Annotated in this window: 22 protein-coding genes; 10 read left to right on the forward strand and 12 right to left on the reverse strand. The window is 70.0% G+C overall.

Features of this window, described 5'->3' with window-relative positions:
* Window positions 1-75: 75 nt before the first annotated feature.
* Window positions 76-1,086 (forward strand): GlxA family transcriptional regulator, encoded by a 1,011-nt coding sequence (locus MB1_RS06800; RefSeq protein ID WP_245650069.1) that lies wholly within the window; start codon window positions 76-78, stop codon window positions 1,084-1,086.
* Here MB1_RS06800 and MB1_RS24905 read toward each other — a convergent pair.
* Together MB1_RS24905 and MB1_RS06805 are read right to left on the reverse strand one after the other, a co-directional pair.
* On the reverse strand, window positions 1,048-1,758 hold the full coding sequence (locus MB1_RS24905) for a DUF6308 family protein (protein WP_084351092.1): 711 nt from the start codon (window positions 1,756-1,758) through the stop codon (window positions 1,048-1,050). The two genes, MB1_RS06800 and MB1_RS24905, sit on opposite strands and share 39 nt — an antisense overlap.
* Window positions 1,759-2,039: 281 nt before the next feature.
* Window positions 2,040-3,467, reverse strand: coding sequence for a cytochrome P450 (locus MB1_RS06805; protein ID WP_066905128.1), 1,428 nt, complete (start codon window positions 3,465-3,467; stop codon window positions 2,040-2,042).
* 131 nt (window positions 3,468-3,598) lie between these two features.
* Between MB1_RS06805 and MB1_RS06810 the strand changes: the two genes are divergently transcribed.
* The 4 genes from MB1_RS06810 (at window position 3,599) to MB1_RS06825 (ending at window position 7,876) form a co-directional block, all read left to right on the forward strand.
* A complete protein-coding gene (locus MB1_RS06810; RefSeq protein WP_157083938.1) occupies window positions 3,599-4,882 on the forward strand; it encodes a sensor histidine kinase in 1,284 nt (427 codons plus the stop codon).
* The gene (locus MB1_RS06815) at window positions 4,875-5,546 is read left to right on the forward strand and encodes a response regulator (RefSeq protein WP_066905130.1); all 672 of its coding nucleotides are present in this window, start codon (window positions 4,875-4,877) and stop codon (window positions 5,544-5,546) included. The genes MB1_RS06810 and MB1_RS06815 overlap by 8 nt, the downstream gene beginning before the upstream one ends.
* 72 nt (window positions 5,547-5,618) lie before the next feature.
* Window positions 5,619-6,773 (forward strand): class I SAM-dependent methyltransferase, encoded by a 1,155-nt coding sequence (locus tag MB1_RS06820; RefSeq protein WP_245650070.1) that lies wholly within the window; start codon window positions 5,619-5,621, stop codon window positions 6,771-6,773.
* A 260-nt stretch (window positions 6,774-7,033) separates the two neighbouring features.
* On the forward strand, window positions 7,034-7,876 hold the full coding sequence (locus tag MB1_RS06825) for a Bax inhibitor-1/YccA family protein (RefSeq protein WP_174531938.1): 843 nt from the start codon (window positions 7,034-7,036) through the stop codon (window positions 7,874-7,876).
* Between the two features lie 193 nt (window positions 7,877-8,069).
* Here MB1_RS06825 and MB1_RS06830 read toward each other — a convergent pair whose 3' ends face one another.
* From MB1_RS06830 to MB1_RS06845, 4 genes are all read right to left on the reverse strand, one after another.
* Window positions 8,070-8,363 (reverse strand): hypothetical protein, encoded by a 294-nt coding sequence (locus MB1_RS06830; protein ID WP_066905137.1) that lies wholly within the window; start codon window positions 8,361-8,363, stop codon window positions 8,070-8,072.
* Window positions 8,364-8,486: 123 nt separating this feature from the next.
* Entirely contained in the window at window positions 8,487-9,182 is a 696-nt protein-coding gene (locus MB1_RS06835) for a hypothetical protein (protein WP_066905139.1), read from the reverse strand.
* The gene (locus MB1_RS06840) at window positions 9,179-10,120 is read right to left on the reverse strand and encodes an ATP-binding cassette domain-containing protein (RefSeq protein ID WP_245650071.1); all 942 of its coding nucleotides are present in this window, start codon (window positions 10,118-10,120) and stop codon (window positions 9,179-9,181) included. The genes MB1_RS06835 and MB1_RS06840 overlap by 4 nt, the downstream gene beginning before the upstream one ends.
* Entirely contained in the window at window positions 10,120-10,482 is a 363-nt protein-coding gene (locus tag MB1_RS06845) for a GntR family transcriptional regulator (protein WP_066905141.1), read from the reverse strand. The genes MB1_RS06840 and MB1_RS06845 overlap by 1 nt, the downstream gene beginning before the upstream one ends.
* Window positions 10,483-10,613: 131 nt before the next feature.
* On the opposite strand from MB1_RS06845, the gene aztD reads away from it, so the two are divergent.
* On the forward strand, window positions 10,614-11,852 hold the full coding sequence (gene aztD / locus MB1_RS06850; RefSeq protein WP_066905143.1) for a zinc metallochaperone AztD: 1,239 nt from the start codon (window positions 10,614-10,616) through the stop codon (window positions 11,850-11,852).
* Between the two features lie 136 nt (window positions 11,853-11,988).
* On the opposite strand, the gene MB1_RS06855 is transcribed toward aztD, so the two are convergent.
* Both MB1_RS06855 and MB1_RS06860 read right to left on the reverse strand, forming a co-directional pair.
* Window positions 11,989-13,206 (reverse strand): acetyl-CoA C-acetyltransferase, encoded by a 1,218-nt coding sequence (locus tag MB1_RS06855; protein WP_066905145.1) that lies wholly within the window; start codon window positions 13,204-13,206, stop codon window positions 11,989-11,991.
* Window positions 13,207-13,466: 260 nt separating this feature from the next.
* Window positions 13,467-14,345 (reverse strand): SGNH/GDSL hydrolase family protein, encoded by an 879-nt coding sequence (locus MB1_RS06860; RefSeq protein ID WP_245650072.1) that lies wholly within the window; start codon window positions 14,343-14,345, stop codon window positions 13,467-13,469.
* A 126-nt stretch (window positions 14,346-14,471) separates the two neighbouring features.
* On the opposite strand from MB1_RS06860, the gene MB1_RS06865 reads away from it, so the two are divergent.
* Window positions 14,472-15,854, forward strand: a complete 1,383-nt coding sequence (locus tag MB1_RS06865; RefSeq protein WP_066905149.1) for a cystathionine beta-synthase — start codon at window positions 14,472-14,474, stop codon at window positions 15,852-15,854.
* Window positions 15,855-15,971: 117 nt separating this feature from the next.
* Window positions 15,972-17,150 (forward strand): cystathionine gamma-synthase, encoded by a 1,179-nt coding sequence (locus MB1_RS06870; RefSeq protein WP_066905150.1) that lies wholly within the window; start codon window positions 15,972-15,974, stop codon window positions 17,148-17,150.
* A gap of 70 nt (window positions 17,151-17,220) precedes the next feature.
* Here MB1_RS06870 and MB1_RS06875 read toward each other — a convergent pair whose 3' ends face one another.
* From MB1_RS06875 to MB1_RS06885, 3 genes are all read right to left on the reverse strand, one after another.
* Window positions 17,221-18,984 (reverse strand): nitroreductase family deazaflavin-dependent oxidoreductase, encoded by a 1,764-nt coding sequence (locus MB1_RS06875; RefSeq protein WP_281189876.1) that lies wholly within the window; start codon window positions 18,982-18,984, stop codon window positions 17,221-17,223.
* A 188-nt stretch (window positions 18,985-19,172) separates the two neighbouring features.
* Window positions 19,173-21,455: a serine/threonine-protein kinase gene (locus MB1_RS06880; RefSeq protein WP_066905151.1), complete on the reverse strand. Its 2,283-nt coding sequence runs from the start codon at window positions 21,453-21,455 to the stop codon at window positions 19,173-19,175.
* Between the two features lie 143 nt (window positions 21,456-21,598).
* On the reverse strand, window positions 21,599-22,924 hold the full coding sequence (locus MB1_RS06885) for a vWA domain-containing protein (protein WP_066905153.1): 1,326 nt from the start codon (window positions 22,922-22,924) through the stop codon (window positions 21,599-21,601).
* 222 nt (window positions 22,925-23,146) lie between these two features.
* Here MB1_RS06885 and msrA point away from each other — a divergent pair, with 222 nt between their 5' ends.
* Both msrA and MB1_RS06895 read left to right on the forward strand, forming a co-directional pair.
* Entirely contained in the window at window positions 23,147-23,653 is a 507-nt protein-coding gene (gene msrA / locus MB1_RS06890) for a peptide-methionine (S)-S-oxide reductase MsrA (protein ID WP_066905156.1), read from the forward strand.
* A 31-nt stretch (window positions 23,654-23,684) separates the two neighbouring features.
* A complete protein-coding gene (locus MB1_RS06895; protein WP_439646927.1) occupies window positions 23,685-25,274 on the forward strand; it encodes a protein adenylyltransferase SelO in 1,590 nt (529 codons plus the stop codon).
* 21 nt (window positions 25,275-25,295) lie between these two features.
* Here MB1_RS06895 and MB1_RS06900 read toward each other — a convergent pair whose 3' ends face one another.
* A complete protein-coding gene (locus tag MB1_RS06900) occupies window positions 25,296-25,718 on the reverse strand; it encodes a VOC family protein (RefSeq protein ID WP_066905158.1) in 423 nt (140 codons plus the stop codon).
* Window positions 25,719-25,808: the final 90 nt, after the last annotated feature.

Raw genomic sequence — 25,808 nt, forward strand, 5'->3', positions numbered from 1 at the left:
CTCACCGGATCAGGTTGGCAGTCGGGTTCGCGGCGAACAATTGGCAGATATGACAATGTTCGTTAAATTCGTGCCATGCGATCGGACGTGGGGGATGCGGGGGATCGGGGTGCGGCTCCGGCCGGCGTGCACCGGGTGGCGGTCCTGCTGCTCCCGACGGTGATCGGCTTCGACGCCACGATCCCGCCGATGATCTTCAGCACCGCCAACGAGAATCTCGACGGCGACCGGTTCTACGAGGTGACCCTCTGCGGGCTGTCCACCGAGGCGGTGCGCGCGTCGACCGGATATGCGCTGGTCCCGGCGGCCGGGCCGGAGGCGCTCGACGACGCGGACACCGTGATCGTGCCGGGGACGCGCTACCGACCGGCGCGCCGCGACGGCATCGTCGAGGACGAGGTCGCCGCCGCCCTGGCACGGGTGCCCGCGCACGCCCGGCTGGTGTCGATCTGTACCGGCGCCTTCGTCCTGGCGGCGGCCGGTCTGCTGAACGGTCGGCGGGCCACCACGCACTGGCAGTACGCCGACGACTTCCGCGAACTCTTTCCCGCGGTGACCCTCGACGAGAACGTGCTGTTCGTCGAGGACGGGCCGGTGTTCACCTCGGCGGGGCTCGCCGCCGGCCTCGACCTGTGCCTGCACCTGATCCGTACCGACCTCGGCTCCCGCGTCGCCAACGACGTCGCCCGGCACTGCGTCGTCGCCCCGTGGCGCGAGGGTGGGCAGGCGCAGTTCATCGCGCGGGAGGAGCCGCACGCGCGCGGGCAGTCCACCGCCGAGGTGCGGCAATGGGCGCTCGAGAACCTGGCCGAACCCCTGTCGGTGCGGCAGCTCGCCGACCGCGCCTGCATGAGCGTGCGCACCTTCAACCGGCGGTTTCGCGAGGAAACCGGCCTGGCCCCCGGCGAATGGGTGCGCTCCCGCCGCCTCGATCACGCCCGCGAACTGCTCGAACATCAACGCCTGCCGATCGACGAGGTCGCCCGTCGCTGCGGCCTCGGCACCGCCGCCAACCTGCGCCACCACATGCGCCGCGGGGTGGGCATGTCACCGACCGGATACCGGCGCACTTACCTGGGGGCGTGAGTCGGACGATCGGGTTCGCTGTTGATCAACCGACATCCAGAGAATGACGTCGAGCAGGCGGAGAGTGGACACGATGTCGGGCACGATCGAGGCTTCCTCGCGAACGTCGCCCAGCCAATTCCAAATGGTGTGATCATCGGCAACCAGGACCTCGCGGAATCGACGCCAACTGTCCGGAGTGTCGACACCTGTCGCCTCGTTGACGAAACTGTCCCATATCGGAATGAGGTGAGGTCTCTTCGCGGCCAGCAGCTTGCTCGTGATGGTGGGGCCAACACCGTCCCGTCCCCGTCGAAGAAGGTTCCACAGTTGGCTGGCAGTCGAGTCGGGAGCCAAGCTGTCAGGATCGACATCGATGATTGTGCGATCGGTCGGGATTTGTTCGAGGAGAAGCGTGATGTGCTGCGCGTCGGGACCAAGTATGCGGATGGCTGCCTGGCCAGGGACGGAGACGCTGAGGGTCGACACCGCCACGAGATCGGCTGGACCGATGCGATTCGGGTCCGTGTTGAGAGCGGCTATGGATTCGAACCGTGATCCCGAGTAACGGGGAGTGTTGTTTGCTCGCAACGAGTAGTACCGGCGTACCAACTCTGCTGCCCGCGCGGTTTTCGTCTCCGTGACCACTGACGGCCATCGCTGCCGCCATTCGTTGTATTCCGGCTGCGTCATTGCCAGACCTTCCTCGGTTCGGGATCGCTGAGGCGTTGCCGCGCGATACAGGCTCCCCGGCGCCGAACGGTGGCCTGTCGATTCAACACTCGACGACCGATGTCGCCGGCACGATTCGCGAATGATCACCGAGTTATGGGCGTTCCGGTGATTCTCGGGACGGCCGGGCGGGTTGTCGTGATACCCGGCGGGAGCAGCCGGCTCACCTGGATCGGCCAGTTCGAGTCCAAGGTTCTCGACCGGCGCAGCTCGGCCCCGGGCGCTCGAATCCGACGATCGGCCTACCGCACCGCACGCACGGTCACCAGGCCGCCGGAGGCGGGGATCATCGTGACGTTGCGGTGCGAGGCGGGCTCGGCCGGAGCGGAGGTCGTCTCGAGTTCGGTGCGCCGCAGAAACTCGCCGACGACGGCGCGCAGTTCGGCCATCGCGAGGTTCGCGCCGAGGCAGCGCCGGTTGCCGCCGCCGAAGGGCATCAGGGTGTTCGGCGCCGGGCGCACCCCGACGAAGCGTTCGGGGTCGAAGGCGAAGGGACGCTCGTACAGATCCGCCCGGTGGTGCAACAAGACCGTCGACATCAGCACGACGCTGCCCGCCTCGACCCGATACGCGCCGAACCGCCACGGCACGGTCACCTGGCGGGCGAAGATCGGAATGACCGGCCGCGACCGCATCGACTCGTTGAGCACCGCCGTCAGATAGACCTCGTCCTGGTCGATCGCGGCCTTCCGCGCCCGGGCGTAGATCTGCGGGTGGCGCACCAACCGTTCGAACGTCCACGCGATGGTATTGGCGGTCGTCTCGTGCCCGGCGAGCAACAGGGTGAGCAGTTCGTCGCGAATCTCGCTGTCCGACAGGGCCACCCCGGCTTCGTCGCGAGCCGACAGCAGGATCGACAGGATGTCGTGGCCCTCGCCGCCGCTGCGGCGCCGCTCATCGACGACCTCCTGGATCGACCGATCGACCGGCCGCAGGATCAGCCGCAGGGGCAGACTCGGCTCGGGGCGCCCCAGATTGACCAACTGCACCAGGTTTGCCGCCGCGCTTCGGGTCGACCAGAACAGCAGCCGCAGCACCGCCTGCCGCAGCCGGTGCTCCGCCGGGCTCGCGGTCGACGGATCGGCCACCCCGAAGATGCCGGACATGATGACGTCCAGGGTGATCGACTGGCCGATGCGCGACATCCGGATCGGGGTTCCGACCGGCAGGGTGTCGATGCGGTGGGCGGTGGCCCGCTCGATCGCCTCGGTGTAGTTGGCGACCGACTTGCCGTGGAACTGCGGCATCAGCAGGGCCCGCTGCCGGCGATGCCGATCACCGATCGCGGTCAGCACCGAGTCCGGTCCGATGATCGGCCGCAGCGGTGAGAACGACGTCGCCGACGGCGCGAGATCCGGTTCGGCCAGCAGCGACTTGATGTGCGCGGGATTGCTGATCACCACGCTCGGCCCCGGCCGACCGGGGAACGGATATGCGACGACATCGCCGAGGCGTTCGACATCGGCCAGGAAGGTATCGGCGCCGCGGGTGAGCACCCGGATGCCGGTGCGAACCGCGTTGCTGCTCGCCCGGGGAACGGGGCGGCCGCGCGCGTCGGTTGCCGGGCCGGCCGCCTCGTCGACGGTCGCCGGAACACCGGGATGGTCCGGGTCGATCAGGTGCCAACGCGGACGGGACTCACGTGTCGGAATCTGCAGTAACGCGTTCATGAATCGAGACTAGGAATCTCTGCGAGCCCGGTCAGGCGATCGGGGGAGGGATTGTTTCCGGGTCGACGGGTGGAAGCCGTCTCCGTCCCCGGGCGGAGGCGAACGGTGATCTCGGACACTACGATCGGACGGTGCTCTCGGCCACGGCTCACCGGATGAACCGTGCGATGGCCGTGTCCGGAATTCACTATCCGATGGCGTTCCCGATCATCGCGGACGTGGCGACCATCGTGTGTCTGCTCGGCATCGTCATCGAGGCGGCCGTCGCGGGTGTCACCGGGATGTCGTGGCTCGTCGTGATCGCCGCGATTGCCTTGGCCCTCGTACCGATGACGATGTTCACGCTGCTCGCCCGCGCACCGCGACTGCACGGTCTGATGTTCTGGCAGATCGCGGCGATCGCCGCGCTGTGGACCCTCCCGGTGCACCTGGTGCTGCCGCCGCTGCTGTTGGTCCTCGCAGGCACGATGCTCGGTGCGGTGCTACCGCCGAAGGCCGCGGTGTGGGAGCTGCTGATCGCCACCGCGGTGATCGTCGTCGGCACCCATCTGGATCGGCTCGCCCCGAACCAGCTGTACGTCACCATGCTGTGGTTCGGCGCCGTCGTCGCGGCGCTGCTGCGGGCCCAGATGCTGATGACCCGGCAGGAACAGCAGGCCCGGATCACCGACGCCGCGCTCGAACGCGCGTCGATCGCCCGGGAGGTCCACGACGTCGTCGCCCATTCGCTGAGCGTCGTGCTGCTCAACGTCACCGGTGCCCGCCGGGCGCTCGACGACGGCGATACCGCCGACGCCTCCGCGGCCCTCGCCGACGCCGAACACGCCGGCCGCGAGGCGATGGCGGATATCCGCCGCACGATAGCGCTGCTGCGCACCGACATCCCCGGTCCCGGAGCGCCGCAGCCGGGTCTGGCCGATGTCGACGACCTGATCGATTCGCTGCGCCGCGCCGGCACGCACATCACCGCCGACCTGCCCGGCGAGGCCGTCCCGATGACCGGGGCGGGCGGATTGGCCGCCTATCGCATCGTCCAGGAGTCGCTGTCGAATGCGATCCGGCACGCCCCCGGCGCGCCCATCGAGATGCGGATCGGTGTGGAGGACCGGTCGACCGCCGGCGGGCGGGTCGGGGACATGGTCCGGATCGAGGTGACCCAGCCGCTTCCGGTCGGGCCGCGCCGGGGTCCGGACAGCCGGGGCGCGGAGGGGCGGGCCGGGGACGGCAGGGCCGGTGACGGCCTGGGAATCGCCGGAATGCGCGCTCGCGCGGAACAACTCGGCGGCACCTTGAGCGCCGGGTTCGACCGCGACCGATGGCGGGTCGAGGCCCGGCTCCCCGTGGCAGTCGCGCGCGGCGACGGGGACCGGCTGGGAGTGCGGCCGTCCGATCGAGCGGGGACCGACCATGGATGAGCGAACGGTTCGGGTGCTGCTGGTCGACGACCAGGAGTTGGTCCGCTCGGGTCTGCGCCGGATCCTGCGGCGCAAGGACGGCTTCGAGATCGTCGGCGAATGCGCGGACGGCGACGAGGTGATCGCGGCGGTCTCGGCGCATCGGCCCGACGTCGTCGTGATGGATCTGCGGATGCGACGGATGGGCGGTATCGACGCGACCCGGCTGCTGTCCGCGACCACCGCCGCGCCACCGGTGCTGGCGCTGACGACCTACGAGGACGACGAACTGCTGTCCGGGGTGCTGCGTGCCGGCGCCTGCGGATACGTCCTGAAGGACTCGCCGGCCGAGGAGTTGATCCGCGCGGTGCGGTTGGTCGCCGCGGGCGAATCGGTGCTCGACCCGGCCGTGACCGCGCGGGTGCTGCGAACCTACCGGTCGGCGCCCGCGCCCGGCGCCGCCCGGTCGGCGGACCTCGACCGACTCACCGGACGCGAACGCGAGGTCCTCGCCCGCATCGGTCGGGGACTGACCAACGACGAGATCGCCCGGGACCTGTCGATCTCGGTCGTCACGGTCAAGAGCCACGTCGGCAGCATCTTCGCCAAGCTCGGGGTCCGCGACCGGGCGGCGGCGGTTGTCTTCGCCTTCGACCACGGGGTGGTCGCGCCCGGCGGCGCGTAACCGTTCCCGAGGCTGCCGACCGGTGCCGGCCGATCCGGGCGTGGCCGATCGCCGGGGCCGTACCATGCTCGGGTGCCCGACAACCCCGATGTGCTCGACCGCGAGGCCGTTCTGCGCGCCCTGCGTCGGCGCCCGGATATCGAGGCGCCGAACCTCTACGCGGTCGACGCCACCGACCGCCTGCTGCTCGACACCGCCGACGACCTCGCGGCCGCCGGCGACGGACTGCGCCGCGGCCCGATCGCGGTCATCGGCGACCGGTACGGCGCCCTGACGCTCGGGGCGGCGGTCGCCTTCCCCGACGCGACGATCGGCACCCACCAGGACCCGATCACCGGGGTACACGCCCTGGCGGCCAATGCCGCAGATCTGGGCTTGACCGACCGCTACCGGCAGGGTGCGGTCGAGGACGTCGCCGACGGCGCCCGGCTGGTGCTGATGCAGTTGCCGCGCGGCCGAGCGGAATTGACCGAACTGGTCACCGCGGCCGCCCACGGGATGCACCCGGACGGTGTCCTGCTCGCCGGCGGCCGGGTCAAACATATGGCGATGATGATGACCGATGTGCTCGCCGGATCGTTCCGGGACGTCACCGCCGGTTTGGCCCGGCAGAAGTCGCGGGTGCTGACCGCCCGCGGACCCGAACCCGACGTCGCGGTCGTCGGACCCCGGATCGGCCGCGTCGCCGAACTGAACCTGGACGTCGTCGCCTACGGTCCGGTCTTCTCCGGCGCGACCGTCGACCACGGCACGGCCGCCCTGCTCGGCCGGCTCGACGCGATGCTCGGACCCGACGTTCACACCGCCGTCGACCTCGGCTGCGGCACCGGAATCCTCGCGGTCGCGCTGGCGGCCCGCGGCCTGTCGGTGATCGCCACCGACCGTTCGGACGCCGCGATCCGATCCGCTGCCGCCACCGCCGGCCGCGCCGGGGTCGCCATCGAGGTGCTGCACGACGACGCGGCCGCATCGATCCCGGACGGCTCGGTCGACCTGGTGGTCTGCAACCCGCCCTTCCACGAGCACACCGCCGTGCACGTCGGCGGCGCGCTGAAACTCTTCGCCGCCGCGGGCCGCATCCTGCGCCCGGGCGGGCAGCTGTGGACGGTGCACAACACCCACCTCGGCTACCTGCGCGCCCTGCGCGACGCCGTCGGCCCCACCGAGTCGATCGCGCATACCGGGCGCTATACGGTGACCCGGTCGGTGCGCGCCGCCCGCGACTGACGCGAAGGATCGGACCGACCCGAACGGTTCCGCGGCGAGGCGCGACACCCATCCCCTCGACTCTCCGCGGTCGGGTGCGACCGGTAGGGTGACTACCACGTCCAGAATGTCCGGATCACTTCTTGGTAACGGTGACTCGATCGGACCGAAGCGGGACGTCGGGGATGTTCGCCGATGGAACTAACCGCGGGCCCGAGCCGTTGACTTGTATGTACGTGAGTGGGCTTCGACGTGAGGTCCGCACAGGAAAGGGAACTACGGTGCGAAGCACATCCAACCCGGTGTTCCGCAACTTGCCCGAGCGTGGCAATGGCGGATACGCGACCTTCGGATCGGCAGCCGCCGGTGGCGCGCAGGCTGTCCAGAATTTCGAGCGCCCGCAGTACTCGCAGGTCGAGCCCACGACGCCCGGCCGCGCGATCACGATCGATGACGTCGTCACCAAGACGGGCATCACGCTCGCCGTGCTGACCGTCACCGCCGTCCTGTCGTATGCGCTCGTCCTCGGCAACCCCGGCCTGATGGTCCCGTTCGTGATCGGCGGCGGCCTGATCGGCCTGGTGCTGGTGCTGGTCGCCACCTTCGGTCGCAAGTCCGACAACCCGGCGATCGTGCTGGCCTACGCGGTGGCCGAGGGTTTCTTCCTCGGTGCCCTGTCGTTCATGTTCGCCAACCTCGTCGTCGGCGGGGCGAACGCCGGCGTGCTGATCTCGCAGGCGGTGCTCGGCACCTTCGGCGTCTTCTTCGGCATGCTGGTCGTCTACCGGACCGGAGCGGTGCGGGTCACCCCGCGCCTGACCCGCATGGTGGTCGGTGCGCTGATCGGTGTGCTGGTGCTGGCCCTGGGCAACCTGGTGGCGAGCTTCTTCATCGACGGTGGTCTGGGACTGCGTGACGGCGGCCCGATCGCGATCATCTTCAGCCTGGTCTGCATCGGCATCGCGGCCTTCAGCTTCCTGCTGGACTTCGACGCCGCCGATCAGCTGATTCGGGCGCAGGCTCCGGAGCGGGCGGCCTGGGGCGTGGCCCTCGGTCTGACCGTCACCCTGGTCTGGCTGTACGTCGAGATCCTGCGACTGCTCAGCTACTTCCAGAACGACTAGTACGGTCGACGCCGCGAGCGTCGGCCCGACCCGAAAGGCGCGTCACCCCACCCGGGTGGCGCGCCTTTCGCGTGCCCGCACGTTTGTGGAGATCCACCCGTGCCCACCGCGGCCAACCCTCCCGGATCGTCGGCCCGACAGGCGGGTGCGCCCCCGGCCGGCTCGGCAGGGGGCGCACCCGTGTGGTGGTCGGTCACCAGGGCAGCGGCACCCAGTTGTTGAAGAACCAGAAGCCCTGACCCTGCGGCTGCGGCTGCTGCTGTTGGGGCTGCTGCGGTTGCTGCTGCCAGGGAGCCTGCCACTGCTGGCTCTGCTGCTGCGGGACCGGCTGCTGATTGCCCCAGGGCTCGGCCGACGCGACACCGGCGCCGATGCCGAGCAGTCCGGCGGTCACCGCGCCGACGGCGGCGACCTTGACCAGTCGGGCTCGACGGGGTGTACGGGTGGCCGGTGCGGCCGGCTCGGTGACATCGGCGGGTGCGGACATGTCGAACTCCTGACTCGAACGGGTGGCGCGGCGGTTGCCGCGGCGTCCCCGAGAGTTGTCGGCGAACCTCGAGCGGGCCTTCGCTCGACCCGGGATACAGCCGGCACCGAGGCCCCGCCGGACTCAGGGTTCCGCGTGGCGCAGAACGGCAACCGAGGCGAGCATCGCCAGCAGCGCGCAGCCGGCGGGCACCGCGCCGAGCAGTACCAGCCGCGGTGTCTCCGCGAACCATTGCCCGACCGCCGACCAGGCTTCCCATCGGGTGATCACCGCCACCGACAGGCCGCTGAGCAACAACACCGTCAACGACAACACGTAGAGGCCGGGTGCCCGCCAGCGTCGGTACAGCGCCCCCAGGAAGAGTCCGAGAGTCGTCGACAACAGCATCACCGCCACCATGCACAGCAGGGTCGCGGCCTCGCTGTCCGGCAGAATCGCCGGACGGAAGAAGGGCGCCCCCAGCCACCACCCGTCGGTTGCCCGTTCGATCAGACTCAGCAGCCACACGATCGCTCCGAAGGCGACCGATATGCCGACGGCCAACAGAGCGGTACCGGCCAGATAGACACTCCTGCCGAAGCCGAGCCCGATTGCCAGGGCGAATCGCTGCGTGGCGGCCATCGCGAGGACCACCCCCGTCGAGACCATCAGCGAGCTGATCGCGCCGTTGTAGGGGGTGTCGTCTATGCCCGCCCACCGCATGGCCCCGGCGATCATCAGGATGATCGCGAAGGCTCCGGCGGTCACCATCCAGGGGACGCCGGCCACCTCCCGAATGTTCACCAGGTGTAGGCGAACAACGCTGACGGTGCGGTTCATCGGGCCACCTCCTCGAGAGTGGGGGATTCGGTGCGGCCGGTCAGTGCCACCATCAGTTGCTGGAGGGTCAGCGGCTCCACGTCGAGACCCGCGGCGACCGCCTCGGCCCGGGTCGAGGCATCGAGTTGGTCAACCGACACCCGCTCGAGCCCGCCGAGTGTTTCGCGCCGCAGCACATCCCGCTGCGGAACGATGCGGCCGACGTCGGACGTGCGTCCGCTGATCAGGTGGCCGCGATCGCGCAGCCGGTCCCGGTCCTCGGAGACCACCGCCCGGCCGTCGTCGATCAGGATCACGTACTCCAGCAGGTCGGCGATCTCCTCGATCAGGTGGGTCGACAACACGATCGTGCGCGGGCGCACCGCGTAGTCGGCGAGCAGCAGATCGTAGAACTGCTGCCGGGCAACGGCATCGAGACCGAGGTAGGGTTCGTCGAAGAGGGTCAGTGGCGCCCGGGAGGCCAGGCCGATCACGATGCCGACCATGGAGGTCATGCCACGGGAGAGCTTCTTGATCCGCCGGTCGATCGGCAGTTCGAAGCCGTCGAGCAAGGTGCGGGCGTAGGCGTCGTCCCAGAGGGGGTAGGCGATCCGCGCCGCGGCGAGAGCGTGCGAAATCCGGAAGCCGTCCGGATAACTCATCGATTCGCGAATGAATGCGATTCGGGAGGTTACGGCGTCATTGTCGTAGGGCTCGGATCCCAATACTGCAACCCGGCCGGAGGTCTGCCGAATATGTCCGGCAACGATTTTCAGCAGGGTCGTCTTGCCGGCGCCGTTGCGACCGAGTAACCCGGTGATCGAATTGCGGGCGATGTCCACATCGACGCCGGTCAGAATGTCCTTGTCACGGTAGTGCTTCGTCAGACCGCGCGTCGCGACGATCGGCCCGGCCAACTCGTGGTGCGGCATCGAATCGACGCTCGATGAATGGGTCATCATCGCGTTCCCTTCTCGATCATGTCGATCAGTTCCCCGTCGGTGATTCCGAGTTTCTCCGCCTCGGCCAGCAATGGCCGCAGGAATTGCTCGCCGAATGCCTTGCGGCGGCGCTTGATCAGCTGTTCGCGGGCGCCGGGGACGACGAACATCCCCATACCGCGTTTCTTGTAGAGCACACCGTCGACCACCAGTTGATTCAGACCCTTGGCGGCGGTGGCCGGGTTGATCCGGTGGAAGACGGCCAACTCGTTCGTCGACGGCGCCTGCGTGTCCTCGGCGAGCGCACCGTCGACGATGGAGTTCTCGATCTCCTCGGCGATCTGCCGAAACAGCGGGCGCCCGTCGTCGGTGTTCACCATCGTCGTCGACGTCCGAGGACCGCTGGTTCATTAGTCATGTAATGAACCATAGCACCGAAGAGGCTTCATCGCGGGGCATGCGGGGGGTAACTAATTGACAATGATTGTCATTTCCGGATAGAACACTGGGCATGTCTGTACCCCATCGCCGCCTCGTGGTCTTCTCCGCTGCCGCCGCCCTGCTGGCGGCGTGCTCGAGTTCCGGACAGCCGACTGTCGATGCCGTCGACGCGTCCACGCCGTCGACGACGGTTCCCGCCGAACCGGTCGAGTCCGCGACCGCCCAACCGCGTCTGGCGATCACCTACGACGGTGGGTTGCTCGTGGTCGACGCGAATACGCTCGAACCCGTCTCGGACATCGCGCTGGACGGCTTCAACCGGGTATCGCCCGCCGGCGACGACCGGCGCGTATTCGTATCGGTCGGCGACGGGTTCCGGTTGCTCGACACCGCGAGTTGGTCGGAGGGCCACGACGACCACTACCACCACTACGTCGGCGATCCGGTGCTCGCGAGCACCACGATCGCCGCCGACAAGCCGGGACACGTGGTGCCCCATCACGGTCGCGTCGCTCTCTTCGACGACGGCACCGGCGCGATTCGGATCCTGCGCACCGACGCGCTCGGTGACGTCGACAACGGCAATCGTGGACGCGAGGTGAACCTGCCCGAGGCGCATCACGGGGTGGCCGTACCGCTCGACGGTGAGGGTCTGTTGGTGACGCTGGGCAACGAGGAGCAGCGCACCGGCATCGCGATCCTGGACGCCGCCGGAACCGAACTGCAGCGCAACGAGCAGTGCCCCGGCGTCCACGGTGAGACCACCGCGGCGGGGGACGCCGTCGTCGTCGGCTGCCAGGACGGCGCGCTGATCTTCCGCGACGGGACGATCACCAAGGTCGACGCGCCGGATCCGTACGGGCGCATCGGCAATCAGGCCGGCTCGGAGGCCTCCCCGATCGTGCTCGGCGACTACAAGACCGACCCCGACGCCGAACTCGAGCGTCCGGAGCGCGTCGCGCTGATCGACACCGCGACCGCTCAGTTGCGGCTGGTCGATCTGGGTACGAGTTACACGTTCAGGTCGCTGGGGCGCGGCCCGGAGGGTGAGGCGCTGGTCCTGGGCACCAACGGCGAACTGATCGTGATCAACCCCGAATCCGGTGCGATCGACCGTCGGATCCCGGTCATCGAAGCGTGGACCGAGCCCGACGACTGGCAGCAGCCGCGCCCGGCGTTGAAGGTCGACGGGTCGGTCGCCTATGTCACCGACCCGGCGAATCAGGCGATTCACGCGGTCGACCTGACCACCGACGAGCTACGCACCGTCGTGCTGGGCGAGACCCCCAACGAGATCAGTACCACCTGACCCCCGACACACCTGAACCCCGACACACCTGAACCCAGACACACCTGACCCCCGACACACCTGACCCCGACAACCGAGAGCCCCCGGACCGCGAACGGTCCGGGGGCTCTCGAGGTTCGCGGCGGCTACCGCCGGCTCAGGACAGCCGCTCGAGCACCATCGCCATGCCCATACCACCGCCGACGCACATCGTCTCGAGGCCGAACTGCTTGTCGCGGGACTGCAGGTTGTTCAGCAGGGTCGCGGTGATGCGCGCGCCGGTCATGCCGAACGGGTGGCCGAGCGCGATCGCGCCGCCGGAGACGTTCAGCTTGTCCGGGTCGATCTTCAGCTCGCGCGCCGACCCGATCACCTGAACGGCGAAGGCCTCGTTGATCTCGACCAGGTCGATATCGTCGATCGTCTTGCCCGCCAGGGCCAGGGCGCGCTTGGACGCCTCGATCGGGCCCAGGCCCATGATCTCCGGCGAGAGCCCCGACACCGCGGTCGACACGATGCGCGCCAGCGGGGTCAGGCCCAACTCGGCGGCCTTGGTATCGCTGGTGATCACCAGGGCGGCGGCGCCGTCGTTGAGCGGGCAGGCGTTGCCGGCGGTGATGGTGCCGTCCGGGCGGAAGACCGGCTTGAGCTGGGAGACCTTCTCGTAGGTGACACCCGGTCGCGGGCCGTCATCGGTCGAGACGACCGAGCCGTCCGGCAGGGTCACCGGGGTGATCTCGCGGGCGAAGAAGCCGTCGGCGATCGCCGCCTCGGCGAGGTTCTGGCTGCGCACCCCCCACTCGTCCTGCTCCTGACGGGTGATGCCGGTGATCTGCGCGACGTTCTCGGCGGTCTGCCCCATCGCGATGTAGGCGTCCGGCAGCAGACCCGACTCGCGCGGGTCGGACCACTGCTTGCCGCCGGCGTAGAACTCGGTGGTGCGGGCCTCGGCGTCGGCGAACAGCGGGTTGTGGGTATCGGGCCAGGAGTCGGAGGTGCCCCGGTCGAACCGGGAGACCGTCTCGACACCGGCGGAGATGAACACGTCCCCCTCGCCGGCCTTGATGGCGTGCATCGCCATCCGCGTGGTCTGCAGCGACGACGAACAGTAACGGGTGATCGTCGCTCCCGGCAGGTGGTCGTAGCCGAGCAGGACGGCGACGTTGCGGGCCATGTTGAAGCCGGATTCCCCGCCGGGCAGTCCGCATCCGAGAAGCAGGTCGTCGATATCGGTCGGATCCAACGCGGGAACCTTGTCCAGCGCGGCCCGCACCATCTGCACGGTCAGGTCGTCCGGCCGCATGGCGACCAGCGAACCCTTGCCGGCTCGGCCGATCGGCGACCGGGCGATGGAGACGATGACGGCTTCGGGCATTCGAGCACTCCTCGCGTGTGACGGGACGTCAGCCGAGCCCGCAGCGTGACGATCGCGAGCGACACCGGTCCGACGTTTCGACTCGAGAGTAGCCCGCCGCATCGGTGGTGCTCCGTGAGCGCTACCGCCCGCTGTGCTGCGCCCTTCCGGGCGCCCGCCGCCGACGGCCGCACCTCGGGGCGCCTACAGGAGGCCGCATGCCGGAGAGGCGCCCGCCGGGACCGCCGCCTCCGCGAGGCGGCGGCGCACCGGAGGTCGGGTCAGGCGAGCTCGGGGACCGCGCTGCGCTGCGGGGCCACAGTGATCCGTGCCGCCGTCTCCCGGTCGCGAGCGAGAGTCTCGATCAACGTCGGGACCAACCGCTCGGCGGCCAGCGCGTAACCGTCGCCGGACGGGTGGAAGCGGTCCGGGGCGAGGTAGCGGTCCGGCTCGGCGTAGAACAGATCGGCCAGTTCGCCCAGATGGATCGCGACGCCGCCCGCCCGGACGGTCGCCTGCGCCTGGGCGCGGGCCAGACTTCGACCCCACTGGCGGATCAGCGCGCGCAGCGGCTGCGGGATGTCCGGCACCACACCGAGATCCGGGCAGGTGCCGACGACGACGGTCGTGCCGCTGGCGCGCAGCCGCGAGACCACCGATCCCAGCCGACCCGCCGCCCGCGATACCGGAGCCTTCTTGGTGACGTCGTTCGCCCCCACCAGGATGATCGCCGCATCCGGCGGGGGACCGACGATGTACATCGCGTCGAGCTGGCCGACCAGGCCCTTGGAGGTGGCGCCCTGGATCGCCTTGGTGGACAACCGGACCCGCATACCGGTGGCCTCGGCGACGCCGCGGGCGACCCGGACCCCCGGGGTCTGGTCGGCGTACCAGCAGCCCTGACCGGCGGCGGTCGAGTCGCCGAAGATCATCAGGTGCAGGTCGTGCGGGCGGTCGCGCAGCCACGGCTGCACCGGCAGACCGGCCTCGTAGATCCCGTCCGCGCGCGGCGGAATCCGGGTATCGCGACCGATGATCTGTCGAGCGGTCGCCGCCTGGGCGAGCAGGCGGTTGTAGGCCGCCGCCGCGCCGGCACCGGAACAGGCCGCCAGGGCGGCTCCGGTCACCGAAACCGCCCGCATATCCGGACGTGTCACCATGCCGATACCTCCCGTCGGCCAGAAGTGGGTAGAAGCCACGATTCTAGCGATTGCGGGGCCGGGTGCGTCGGGGATCGCCCGCGGGCCGGGGTGACGGGCCCAGTATTGCTCTGGGACAATCGGACCATGCGCATCGCGGACAGCGTCGTCGATCTGATCGGCGGGACGCCACTGGTCAAGCTCAATTCGGTGGTTCCCGCAGGGGCCGCCACCGTCGCGGTCAAGGTGGAGTACCTCAATCCCGGCGGTAGCTCCAAGGACCGCATCGCGGTGAAGATGATCGACGCCGCCGAGGCATCGGGGGAGTTGCGGCCCGGTGGCACGATCGTCGAACCCACCTCGGGCAATACCGGCGTCGGACTGGCGCTGGTCGCCCAGCAGCGCGGCTACAACTGCATCTTCGTCTGCCCCGACAAGGTCGGCGAGGACAAGCGCAACGTCCTGCGCGCCTACGGAGCCAAGGTCGTCGTATGTCCCACCGCGGTTCCCCCGGAGCATCCGGACAGCTACTACAACGTCTCCGATCGGCTCGTCCAGGAGATCGAGGGCGCCTGGAAGCCCAACCAGTACGCCAACCCCGCCGGCCCGCAGAGCCACTACGAGTCGACCGGACCGGAGATCTGGAACGACACCGACGGCACGCTGACGCACTTCGTCGCCGGAGTCGGCACCGGCGGCACGATCACCGGCACCGGCCGCTACCTCAAGGATCAGAACCCCGACGTCCAGGTGGTCGGCGTCGACCCGGAGGGGTCGGTCTACTCCGGCGGCACCGGCCGGCCGTATCTGGTCGAGGGTGTCGGCGAGGACTTCTGGCCCGCGGCCTACGACCCGTCGGTGCCCGACCGCATCATGGCGGTCTCCGATGCCGACTCCTTCGAGATGACCCGTCGGCTCGCCCGCGAGGAGGGCCTGCTGGTCGGCGGCTCCTGCGGCATGGTCGTCGTCGCGGCGGTCGAATTGGCCAAGGAGATCGGGCCGGACGGGCTGATCGTCGCGCTGCTCCCGGACGGCGGACGCGGCTACCTCGGCAAGATCTTCAACGACGCCTGGATGGCCTCCTACGGCTTCCTGCGCCACTCGCTCGACGGCGACAAGCCCGCGCCCACGGTCAAGGACGTGCTGCGCGGCAAGTCCAAGGAGCTGCCCGATCTGGTGCACACCCACCCGTCGGAAACCCTGCGCGATGCGATCGAGATCCTGCGCGAATACGGGGTCTCCCAGATGCCCGTCGTGGGCGCCGAGCCGCCGATCACCGCGGGCGAGGTCGCCGGCAGCGTCAGCGAACGCAACCTGCTCAGCGCGGTCTTCGAAGGGCGCGCGACCCTCTCGGATGCGGTGTCGAAGCATATGGAACCCGCCCTCCCGTTGATCGGCGCCGGGGAGGACATCTCGGTGGCGACCAAGGAGTTCGGTGATACCGACGCGTTGATGGTGGTCGAGGACGGCAAGCCGATCGGCGTGATCACCCGACACGACCTGTTGGGCTTCCTGTCGGCCACCCGCTGACCCGCGGCCGACGGAATCGGCTGCACGAAATCGTTGACATCCGGCGGGTCCGCGACGACGAATCGGTCGTCGCGGACCCGCCGTTTTCGTCCGTCGGCGGCTCGCTACGCTGGGCCGATGAGCGAACGACGCAGTCGAACGGACGCGACATCGTGGCAGGGGTTCTCCACGCGCGCCGTACACGCCGGCTACGAGCCGGACCCCGTCACCGGTGCGGTCAACGTGCCGATCTTCGCCAGTTCGACCTTCAAACAGGACGGAGTCGGGGGGCTTCGCGACGGATTCGAGTACGCCCGCACCGGTAACCCGACCCGTCGCCCGTTGGAGGACAACCTGGCGGCCCTCGAGTCCGCGGCCTACGGTCGCGCGTTCTCCTCGGGTATGGCCGCGACCGACTGCCTGCTGCGATCGGTGCTGCGCCCCGGCGATCACCTGGTGATCCCGAACGACGCCTACGGCGGCACCTTCCGGCTGATCGACAAGGTCTTCACCGAATGGGGAATCACCCATTCGGTGGCGCCGGTATCCGATCCGGACGCCGTGCGCGCCGCGATCCGCCCGGAGACCAAGCTGGTGTGGCTCGAGACCCCGACCAACCCGCTGCTGAACATCGGTGATATCGAGGCGTTGGCCGATATCTCCCATCAGGCCGGCGCGAAGCTGGTGGTGGACAACACCTTCGCCTCGCCCTACCTGCAGCAGCCGATCTCCCTCGGCGCCGATGTGGTGCTGCATTCGACCACCAAGTACATCGGCGGCCACTCCGACGTCGTCGGCGGCGCCCTGGTGACCAACGACGAGGAACTCGACACCAAGTTCGCGTTCCTGCAGAACGGCGCCGGCGGCGTGCCGGGCCCCTTCGACGCCTTCCTGACGCTGCGCGGCATCAAGACCCTCGCCCTGCGGATGGACCGGCACAGCGACAACGCCGAGCGGGTTGTCGATTTCCTGACCGGGCACGCGGCGATCTCCCGGGTGCTCTACCCGGGCCTGGCCGACCATCCGGGCCATCTGGTGGCGCAGAAGCAGATGAAGCGCTTCGGCGGCATGGTCTCGGTGCGTCTGGCCGGTGGCCGCGAGGCCGCCGAGGCGCTGTGCTCGCGGACCGAGATCTTCATCCTCGCCGAGTCGCTCGGCGGCGTCGAGTCGCTGATCGAGCATCCGGCCGCGATGACCCACGCCTCGACCGCGGGATCGCTGCTGGAGGTTCCGGACGATCTGGTGCGCCTGTCGGTGGGCATCGAGGACGCCTCCGACCTGGTCGGCGACCTGGAGAATGCGCTGCGCGGTCTGTAGGACCGTTCGACGAAAGACGGCCGGGGCGCCGTGCGGACCGACGGTCCGTACGGCGCCCCGGAGTCGTTTCTCAGGACCCGGCGTGCGCGGTGTTGTTGACGGCGGTGTTCTCGACCGCCCTGTCTTCGGCCGGCTCGGTGAACGTCAGACGCACCGAGATCGGATCGCTCTCCATCGCCCGGAAGGCCGCGCCGAAGACCGGCGCGAGCGCCGGCGTCGGGGCGAAGCCGCGGGCGCGGGCCACCACGTCGTCGTCGGGCAGTAGCTGCGCGGTCGCCTCGACCCATCGGCCGTCCCGCTTGATCCGTACCTTCGGCTGGGCGGCGACGTTCTGCGCCCACCCCGACCGCATCCCGTGCTGGCTGATCACCCAGGCGCCGGTGGTATCGAAGTTGGCGGTCACCGGAACCACCCGGGTCTGCCCGCTCCGGCGGCCGATGGTCTCCAGTTCCGCGGCGAGGGAGGAGGTCAGGCCCAGTCGGGAGAGCGCGGCGACCGTCGGATTCATCACGTACCGACCGGCGGCCCGGTCGAGGTGAAACTTGCGGCGGGCCCGCGTCGTCGGATCCTGCGCGGTGCGGCGGGACCCGCGCAGCGCGTCGAATCCGTTGCGCTGCACGGTCGTCACGGCGGTCCGCCAGAGGGAGCGATCGGCGTCGGAGGGCAGGCCCGCGCCGAGCCGGTGCAGTTGGTCGGTATGCCATTGCAGATCGAGGGCGCCCTCGGCGCTGCGCCGGGTACTGCCGCCCACCCCGGCCGGCAACGGCAGCCGCACCGCATGGGTCGGCAGGGTGTCGAGCTCGCCGGTGAGCAGGGCGCGTGCCGCGTCCGGTACCACCGCGGCGGGCCGACCGATGCCGACCACATCGCAGGCGCCGGAGGCCAGGGCCTCCTCGATACCGGCGCGGGTGCGGAACCCACCGGTCACCGCCAGCGGGATACCGGGCGCCAGATCCCGCACGGTGGCGGCATAGTCGAGGAAATACGCCTCGCGGGCACGGGTGCGGGCCGACTTCTCCGCCTGTCCCATCATCGCCGGCGATTCGTAGCTGCCGCCGCTGATCTCGAGCAGATCGATGCCCTCGTCGGCCAAGAGCGAGATCACCGTGCGCGACTCGTCCTCGGTGAAGCCGCCGCGTTGGAAATCGGCGGAGTTCAACTTCACGCCGACCGCGAAGCCCGGAGCGACAGCGGCGCGGACGGCCCGCACGATCTCGAGCAGGAACGCCGCGCGCGCCTCGATCGACCCACCCCACGCGTCGGTGCGCCGGTTGGCCAGCGGCGAGAGGAATTGGGAGATCAGGTAGCCGTGGGCACCGTGGATCTCGACACCGTCGAATCCGAAACGTTGGGCCAGGCTCGCGGTGGTCGCGAAGCGCTCGATGATCTCGCGAATCTCCGTGTCGGTGAGTTCGCGAGGTGCCGGGATGCCGGGGATCGCGAGGCCGACGGCGGAGGGGGCCACCGTGCGCCCGATCGTCGTGATCGGATTCGCCTGCCGGCCGGGATGATTGATCTGCATCCAGACCGGGGTGCCGCCGGCGCGGGCGTTGTCGGCCCACCGGGTGAACGCCTCGGCGTGCGCGTCGGACTCGAGCACGACATTGCCCGGCTCACCGAGGTAGCGACCGTCGACCATGACGTTTCCGGTGATCACCAGCCCGTAGCCGCCCTCGGCCCACCGGGAGTAGAGCCGGTCGAGACGCTCGTCGGGGCGGGCGAGGTCGTCGCCGAGCCCCTCGCTCAGGGCCGCCTTCATGATCCGATTCGGCAGGGTGAGGCCGGCCGGCAGCGTCAGTGGGGTGGAAGGGGTCACGGGGGTGGAGGGGGTCACGGTCGTATCCGGCATCGCGGGCCTTTCACGGCTGGTGATGGGTGAAGCCTCCGATCGGCTTCTATGTATTCCAGCATAGTCACAGAAGCCGGTGGGCCATCCGGAGTGATCCGGTCATCGGGGACGTGGCCGGCCGCGGACCACGGGCCCGGCGGTCGTGCGACGTCGGCGGCGAAGGCCGGATCGGTTCAGAGCGGAGCGGCGACGAGCCACTCGATCATCTGCGCGAAGGTGGCGTTGGGCATCTCGAACTGAATCAGGTTGTCCCGGTAGGGATCATCCTCGAACAGCACGAGGACCCAATTGCCTTCCGGGGACTCGAATCGGTACATATTCATCCGCGTCCCACGGTCGCTGACGTGGGTATACGGGGTGGGCAGGGCGGTCGGCAGGTTGTTGACGTACTGCTGGACGCCCGATGGATCGGCGTAGGTGAACAGTTCGAAGTCGGCGCCACCGCGCGCGGCGCAGTCGAACTTCGACTGGAACTGCGCGTAGACCGGCCCGTCCGCGGTATCGGTCGCCAGGCAGGCCATATTCAGATACCCGACCGCCAGCGGCGCCGCCGGCAGGATCTCGGAGAACTCCGAGCGGGTCTGGGCCGCGGCCGCCCAGATGGCTTCCTCCGCGGAGGAGCCGCTGCCGGTCGCCGCCGTGGTGGTCGAGGCGATCGTGGAGGCGGCGGTGGTCGCGGGCGCGGCGGAGGCGACGGTTGTTGTCGTGGCGCCGCCGGCGGCCTGGCTGTCCGAGCCGCCGCCGAGCACCAGGAATGCGGTGATGCCCGCGGCGATCAGCAGCACGACCCCGGCGATCGCGGCGCCGATCACCAGGCCCCGGTTCGACTCGGTCGGTGGGGCCGGGGCAGCGGCCGAGGTGCTCGTCGAACCGATCAGCTGCGAGCGCGATCCGGTCCACTCCACCGTCGGCTCCGGCTCGGGGCGCGACCGCGCGGGCGGTGAGCCCGCACGCTCGCTCTCCCGGTAGGGCGGGTTCGATGGATGTGCCGGGCTGCCGGCCGGGTGGCCCGAGGTCGGTGGGCCGCCCGCCGAGGGAGGGCCGGACGGGTAGGGGATCGCGCCGGACGGATACGGAACGGCTCCCGGCGGCGGGGTGGCGCCGCGCTGAGCGTCCGAGTGCGGGCCGGAACGGTACCCGTCGGAAGGCGGGCCCGAGGAGCGGCCGTCGGACGGCGGCCCGGACCGGTACCCGTCGGAAGGCGGGCCCGAAGCGCGGCCGTCGGAGGGTGGGCCCGAAGCGCGGCCGTCGGAGGGTGGGCCCGAGCGGTAGCCGTCGGGCGGGGGGCCGGACGATCGGTAGCCGGTGGACGGCTGTCCGGAGCGGTGGGGCGGGTTCGCGGCGGGCGGCGCGCCCGCGCCGGGGCCGAAGGGGGCGGCGGTCGGACCCGGGACGAAGGGGGCGGCGAAACCGGCCGGGGCCTGCGGCTGGGACCGGGGACCCGACGGGTGCGAGCGCGCCCCGGAAGGATGCCGGCCGACAGACGCGGGGCCGGGAGGTTGGGAGCCCGGAGATTGCGAACGCGGCCCGGATGGCGCGCCCGGTCCCTGCGGCGGAAAGCCGGGCGGCGGATACGGAGGTGCGATCTCGGTCGGTCGCAGCGCGGGCCCGACCGGGCGCAGGGCGGCCCGGGCGGCGGCGGCAAAATCGGCGCAGGACGGGAACCGGTCGGTCGACTCCTTGGCCATCCCGCGCTCGATCACCGCGTCCAGTGCGGGCGACACGTCCCGACGCCGCTGAGCGAGTGCGGGCACCCGACCCGACAGATGCCCGGCGACGATCTCCGCCTGGTTCGGCCCCGGGAACGGCGGCGCCCCGGAGAGCAGCGCGAACAGGGTGGCGGCGAGGGCGTACTGGTCGGTGCGGCCGTCGAGGGTGCGCCCGTACAGCACCTCGGGAGCGGCGAACGGCAGCGAGGAGATGATCGTGCCGGTCTCGGTCAGCCCGGTCTCTTCGGCGACGGCCTTGGCGATCCCGAAGTCGGTCAGCAGGACGCGTTCGGGTCCCTGCGGCGTCGGCGAGAGCATGATGTTCGCCGGTTTGACGTCGCGGTGCAGCACCCCGAGCGAGTGCGCGTGATCGAGCCCGCGGGCGATCTCGGAGACGATGTACACCGCCCGGTCCACCGCGAGCGGGCCCTCGGCGATCACGGTGGCCGCGGCGTCGCTTCCCGAGATGAACTGCATCGAGATCCACGGATGGCCGTCGTCGAAGCCGCGGTCGTACACGGTGACCACGTTCGGGTGCTCCACCCGGGCGGCGTGATCGGCCTCGCGTTCGAACCGGGTGACAAATGTCGGGTCGGCGGTATGCGTCGGGGTGAGCATCTTGAGCGCGACGGCGCGAGGCAGCCGCGGATGGCGGGCCCGGTAGATCCGACCCATGCCGCCTTGACCGATCAAGGTCTCGATCGTGTAGCCGGCGAAGACGTCGCCGGGGCGCAGTCCGTCAGCCACCGTTATTCACCCCCCCACCGCGGTCACCCCATCGCCGTGGGATCGAACAGCAGGCTATCGGACGTAGACGGCGAACCGTACGTGACCCGAAGCCGACCGGGCGGATCGTTCCGGGCCCGGGGAGCGGCGCTCGGGGCGTCACGTCACGACAGGATGCGGGCCACGCGCGCGGCCCGCAGCCAGTCCGGGAACTCGCCGAGCAGCCGGCGGTAGAGTTCGGCGTCGTCGATCCGGTCGATATCGGCGACCGAGAAGAAGCCGACATTGTCGACCACCCGGCCCTCCATCTCGTCGAGTTGGGACAGCAGGCCGAAGTTGTTGTTCCCGATACCGACGAACTGCCAGAACGCCGGCAACTCGGCCGCCCGCTTCAGCAGATCGCGGATCTGGGTGCGCTTGCTGAACCCGCCGTCGGTGAAGAAGAGCACCAGGGTGGGTGTCGACTGCCCGCGCAGTGTGTCCAGCAGGTGCTCCATGATCGGGATCTCGTCGTTGACCGCGCCGATCGCGTTGTAGTCGTACCCCTCGTGCGTCCCGCGCATGTGGACGAAGTCACCCAACCACCGGTCGAGGTATTCGACCTTCACATCCGGTACCCGGAGGAACTTCTTGGCGTAGAAGTAGGCCTCGAGCGAGCCGTCGTCGTCGAGGGCGATCGCGACGGGCACCATCTTCTCGATCACCCGATGCACCACCCCGGTGCGGTATTCGGCGGACATCGAGCCGGTCTTGTCCATCACCAGCACGATCCGGGCGCGTTCGTGCTGCGCCTGCTTGGTCAGCAGGACCTTGTGCACCTGCTCCTTGCGCAGGTTGAGGGTGCGCCGCTTCTCCAGGGAGAGCTTCTCCTCCCCGGCGACCGAACGGACCCCGCCGGCGGGTGCCGGGGACTGCGGTGTGGGGGACGCGGATGTGGGGGACGCGGATGTGGGGGAAGGCGGCGCCGCAGCAGGCGTGGCCGGCGCCGGCGAATCGTCGACGACGACGCCGTGTTCGCGGACCAGATCGGCGAACCCGCCGTCCCATCCGGCCGAGACGTTGCGGATCTTCCAGGCGCCCTGGCGGCGGTAGATCTCGATCAGGACCGCAGAGCGCTCCGAGGTCAGGCCCGCCGACGGCGCGGCGATCGACGTCCCGCCGTCGGCGGTCACCACCGCGAGCCCGGGAATCCCCGCCAACGATCCGGGGACGGCGTCGTCGAGGGTCACCGCCACGGCGAGGCGCTCGATCGCGGCCGGTACCCGCGACGGGTCGATCGCCAATCGATCGGGTGCGGTCAGGCGCACGCCGCCCTCCGGCGAGGTGGGCTGATTGAAGAAGACGAAGTCGGCGTCCGTGCGCACGGTGCCCGCCGCGGTCAATTGGAAGACCATCAGATCGACCGTGCCCTGCCGGGCGCCGGAGACGGCGATGTCGAGCGGTGCACCGGACAGGGACGTGTTGGCCCCGCGGCCGAGGTCGGGCGACATATCCGCACCCTATCGACAGGGTCGGACAGCGGGCATGAGTAGGACCACCCCCATCGCACCGGAATGTTCGCGCCGACCGGGGCGTTGGAGTTCGTGTACCGGAAGTCTCCGTCGCGGACGTCTTCGACCGGTGGGCACAGCAGGGATTGTGTACATCCGGGACCGCGATCGGGATCATGGACCACGGACCGTTTCACGACGGTGGAACAGGGAGGATCACGAATGACCGAGCGCGCGATTCTGGCCGGCGGTTGCTTCTGGGGCATGGAGGAGCTGATCCGCAGGCGGCCCGGGGTACTGGCGACCCGCGTCGGCTACACCGGTGGCGACGTGCCGAACGCGACCTACCGCAACCACGGCACCCACGCCGAGGCGATCGAGATCACTTTCGACCCGGCGACCACCAGCTATCGGGACCTGTTGGAGTTCTTCTTCCAGATCCACGACCCGAGCACCCGCAATCGGCAGGGCAACGACATCGGCCTGTCCTACCGTTCGGCGATCTACTACCTCGACGACGAGCAGCGCCGCGTCGCCCTCGACACGATCGAGGACGTGAACGCCTCCGGGCTGTGGCCGGGACCGGTGGTCACCGAGGTCGAGCCCGCCGGACCGTTCTGGCAGGCCGAGCCGGAGCACCAGAACTACCTGCAGCGCTACCCCAACGGCTACACCTGCCACTACCCGCGGCCGGGGTGGAAGCTGCCGAAGCGCGAAACCGCGCAGTGACGACCGGGCCGGCGAGAACGTGGAGCACACCGTGACCGAGACGGTGCCGTCCACCACAGCGGTGGGCGCGCCGACCCTCGACGACGGCTACGCCCGCGATCTCGACGGCCTGTACGTGCCGTGGCGTCCGTCGCCGGCCCCCGCGCCGGCGGCGGTGCGCCTCAACACCGAGCTGGCCGACGACCTCGGCATCGATCCGCGGTGGTTGGGCTCGCCGGAGGCGCTCGCGGTGTTCTCCGGCTCGGTGATTCCCGACGGGACGCGCCCGATCGCGCAGGCCTACGCCGGACACCAGTTCGGCGGCTTCGTCCCGATGCTCGGCGACGGTCGCGCCGCCCTGCTCGGCGAGGTGATCGACCGCGGCGGCCGGCGCCGCGATATCGCCCTCAAGGGTTCCGGCGCCACCCCCTTTTCCCGCGGCGGCGACGGCAAGGCCGCGCTCGGGCCGGTCCTGCGCGAATACCTGCTGGGCGAGGCGATGCACGCCCTCGGCATCCCGACCACCCGTGCGCTCGCCGCGGTCCGCACCGGTGAGACCGTCTTCCGCGACGCCGGGCCGGTACCCGGCGCGGTCCTGACCCGCGTCGCGTCCTCGCACCTGCGCGTCGGCACGTTCGAGTTCGCCGTCCGGCGCGAGGGCGTGATCGATCGGCTCGCCGACTACGCGATCGCCCGGCACTACCCCGAAGCCGCCGACGCGGCCGACCCCTACCTGGCGCTGCTGCGCGCCGTCGTCGAGGCGCAGGCGCGGCTGATCGCCGACTGGATGGGCGTCGGCTTCATCCACGGGGTGATGAACACCGACAACACCACCATCTCCGGGGAGACGATCGACTACGGCCCGTGCGCCTTCCTCGAGGCCTACGACCCGCGCACCGTCTTCTCCTCGATCGACCACGGCGGCCGCTACGCCTTCGGCAACCAGCCCGCGATCATGCAGTGGAACCTCTCCCGCTTCGCCGAGACCCTGGTCGGCCTGTCCGCACAGCTGCCCGGCCCGAACGGAGAGCCGAAGGGGCCCGACGCGGTCATCGAGGAAATGATCGAGGTGCTCAACGGATTCGCCGGTCGGTACGCCGAACTGCGCAACCGCAACCTCGCCGACAAGCTGGGCCTCGACGATCCGGACCCGACCCTGACCGAAGGCTTCCTGACGCTGCTCGAGACCCGCGGCGCCGATCACACCGGAGCCTTCCGGGCGCTGTCCGCGATCCCCGCCCGGCTGGCCGCGGTGGATTCCGCCGGAGCCGAAGCCCCCGTCACGGGACCGACAACCGATCGGGTCGACGATCCGGCCGACGCCCTGCGGACCATCCTCGGACCCGGCGACACCGCCGCGCTCGACGCCTGGCTCGCCGACTGGACCGCCGCCCTCGGCGATGCCCCCGACCGGCTGCGCGCGCGGACCGCGGCGATGCAGGCGGTCAACCCGATCTACATCCCACGCAACCACCTGGTCGAGGAGGCGTTGACCGCCGCTACCGCGGGCGACACGCAGCCCTTCACCGCCTTGCTCGACGTGCTGGCCGATCCCTGGACCGAACGCCCCGGGCTCGACCGCTACGCCACGGCAGCGCCGGTCGAGGTCACCGCCTGCTACCGCACTTTCTGCGGGACCTGACCGGCCGGCGACGCCCCGGCGTCAGCCCGCGGCGGGAGCGGAGATGTTCACCAGCCAGTTGACGCCGAACTGATCCTTGAAGCTGCCGAACTGGTCACCCCACGGCGCGGCGACCAACGGCTGGCCGATCTCGGCGCCGGCGCTCAGCTTGTCCCAGTAGCCGCGCAGTTCGGCCTCGTTGTCCCCGGAGAGGGAGACCGAGATCGAGTCGCCGACCGTCAGCTCCATCGAACTGGGGGTATCGGCGGCCATCAGCGTGAAGCCGGACGGGGTGATCAGCTGCGAGTGCATCACCTTGTCGCCCTCGCCGGGGAAGGCGTCCCCGGCGCCCATTTCCCCGAAGGTGGAGACGGTCAGTTCCCCGCCGAGCGCGTCGCGGTAGAACTCCATCGCCTTGCGGGCGTCCCCGCGAAAGTTCAGATACGGGTTGAGCGTGGTGGACATGGCCTGGCCTTCCGGATCGAATGGACGGCGTCGTCGGGCGTCGTCGCGGCCATGATGCCACCGGCCCCCGACATCCGACGGTGAATATCC

It is taken from the genome of Millisia brevis NBRC 105863 (assembly GCF_001552615.1).
In the GTDB taxonomy this organism is placed as follows: Bacteria; Actinomycetota; Actinomycetes; order Mycobacteriales; family Mycobacteriaceae; genus Millisia; species Millisia brevis.

Excerpts from the sequence above, each read along its gene's own strand:
- MB1_RS06900 (WP_066905158.1), bottom strand. The coding sequence starts at position 25,718 with ATGTCCACCACGCTCAACCCGTATCTGAACTTTCGCGGGGACGCCCGC.
- MB1_RS06865 (WP_066905149.1), top strand. The coding sequence starts at position 14,472 with ATGCGCATCGCGGACAGCGTCGTCGATCTGATCGGCGGGACGCCACTG.
- MB1_RS06885 (WP_066905153.1), bottom strand. The coding sequence starts at position 22,924 with ATGTCGCCCGACCTCGGCCGCGGGGCCAACACGTCCCTGTCCGGTGCA.
- MB1_RS24905 (WP_084351092.1), bottom strand. The coding sequence starts at position 1,758 with ATGACGCAGCCGGAATACAACGAATGGCGGCAGCGATGGCCGTCAGTG.
- msrA (WP_066905156.1), top strand. The coding sequence starts at position 23,147 with ATGACCGAGCGCGCGATTCTGGCCGGCGGTTGCTTCTGGGGCATGGAG.
- MB1_RS06845 (WP_066905141.1), bottom strand. The coding sequence starts at position 10,482 with ATGGTGAACACCGACGACGGGCGCCCGCTGTTTCGGCAGATCGCCGAG.
- MB1_RS06805 (WP_066905128.1), bottom strand. The coding sequence starts at position 3,467 with ATGAACGCGTTACTGCAGATTCCGACACGTGAGTCCCGTCCGCGTTGG.
- MB1_RS06835 (WP_066905139.1), bottom strand. The coding sequence starts at position 9,182 with ATGAACCGCACCGTCAGCGTTGTTCGCCTACACCTGGTGAACATTCGG.
- MB1_RS06855 (WP_066905145.1), bottom strand. The coding sequence starts at position 13,206 with ATGCCCGAAGCCGTCATCGTCTCCATCGCCCGGTCGCCGATCGGCCGA.
- MB1_RS06870 (WP_066905150.1), top strand. The coding sequence starts at position 15,972 with ATGAGCGAACGACGCAGTCGAACGGACGCGACATCGTGGCAGGGGTTC.
- MB1_RS06860 (WP_245650072.1), bottom strand. The coding sequence starts at position 14,345 with ATGGTGACACGTCCGGATATGCGGGCGGTTTCGGTGACCGGAGCCGCC.
- MB1_RS06800 (WP_245650069.1), top strand. The coding sequence starts at position 76 with ATGCGATCGGACGTGGGGGATGCGGGGGATCGGGGTGCGGCTCCGGCC.
- MB1_RS06815 (WP_066905130.1), top strand. The coding sequence starts at position 4,875 with ATGGATGAGCGAACGGTTCGGGTGCTGCTGGTCGACGACCAGGAGTTG.
- MB1_RS06830 (WP_066905137.1), bottom strand. The coding sequence starts at position 8,363 with ATGTCCGCACCCGCCGATGTCACCGAGCCGGCCGCACCGGCCACCCGT.
- MB1_RS06840 (WP_245650071.1), bottom strand. The coding sequence starts at position 10,120 with ATGACCCATTCATCGAGCGTCGATTCGATGCCGCACCACGAGTTGGCC.
- aztD (WP_066905143.1), top strand. The coding sequence starts at position 10,614 with ATGTCTGTACCCCATCGCCGCCTCGTGGTCTTCTCCGCTGCCGCCGCC.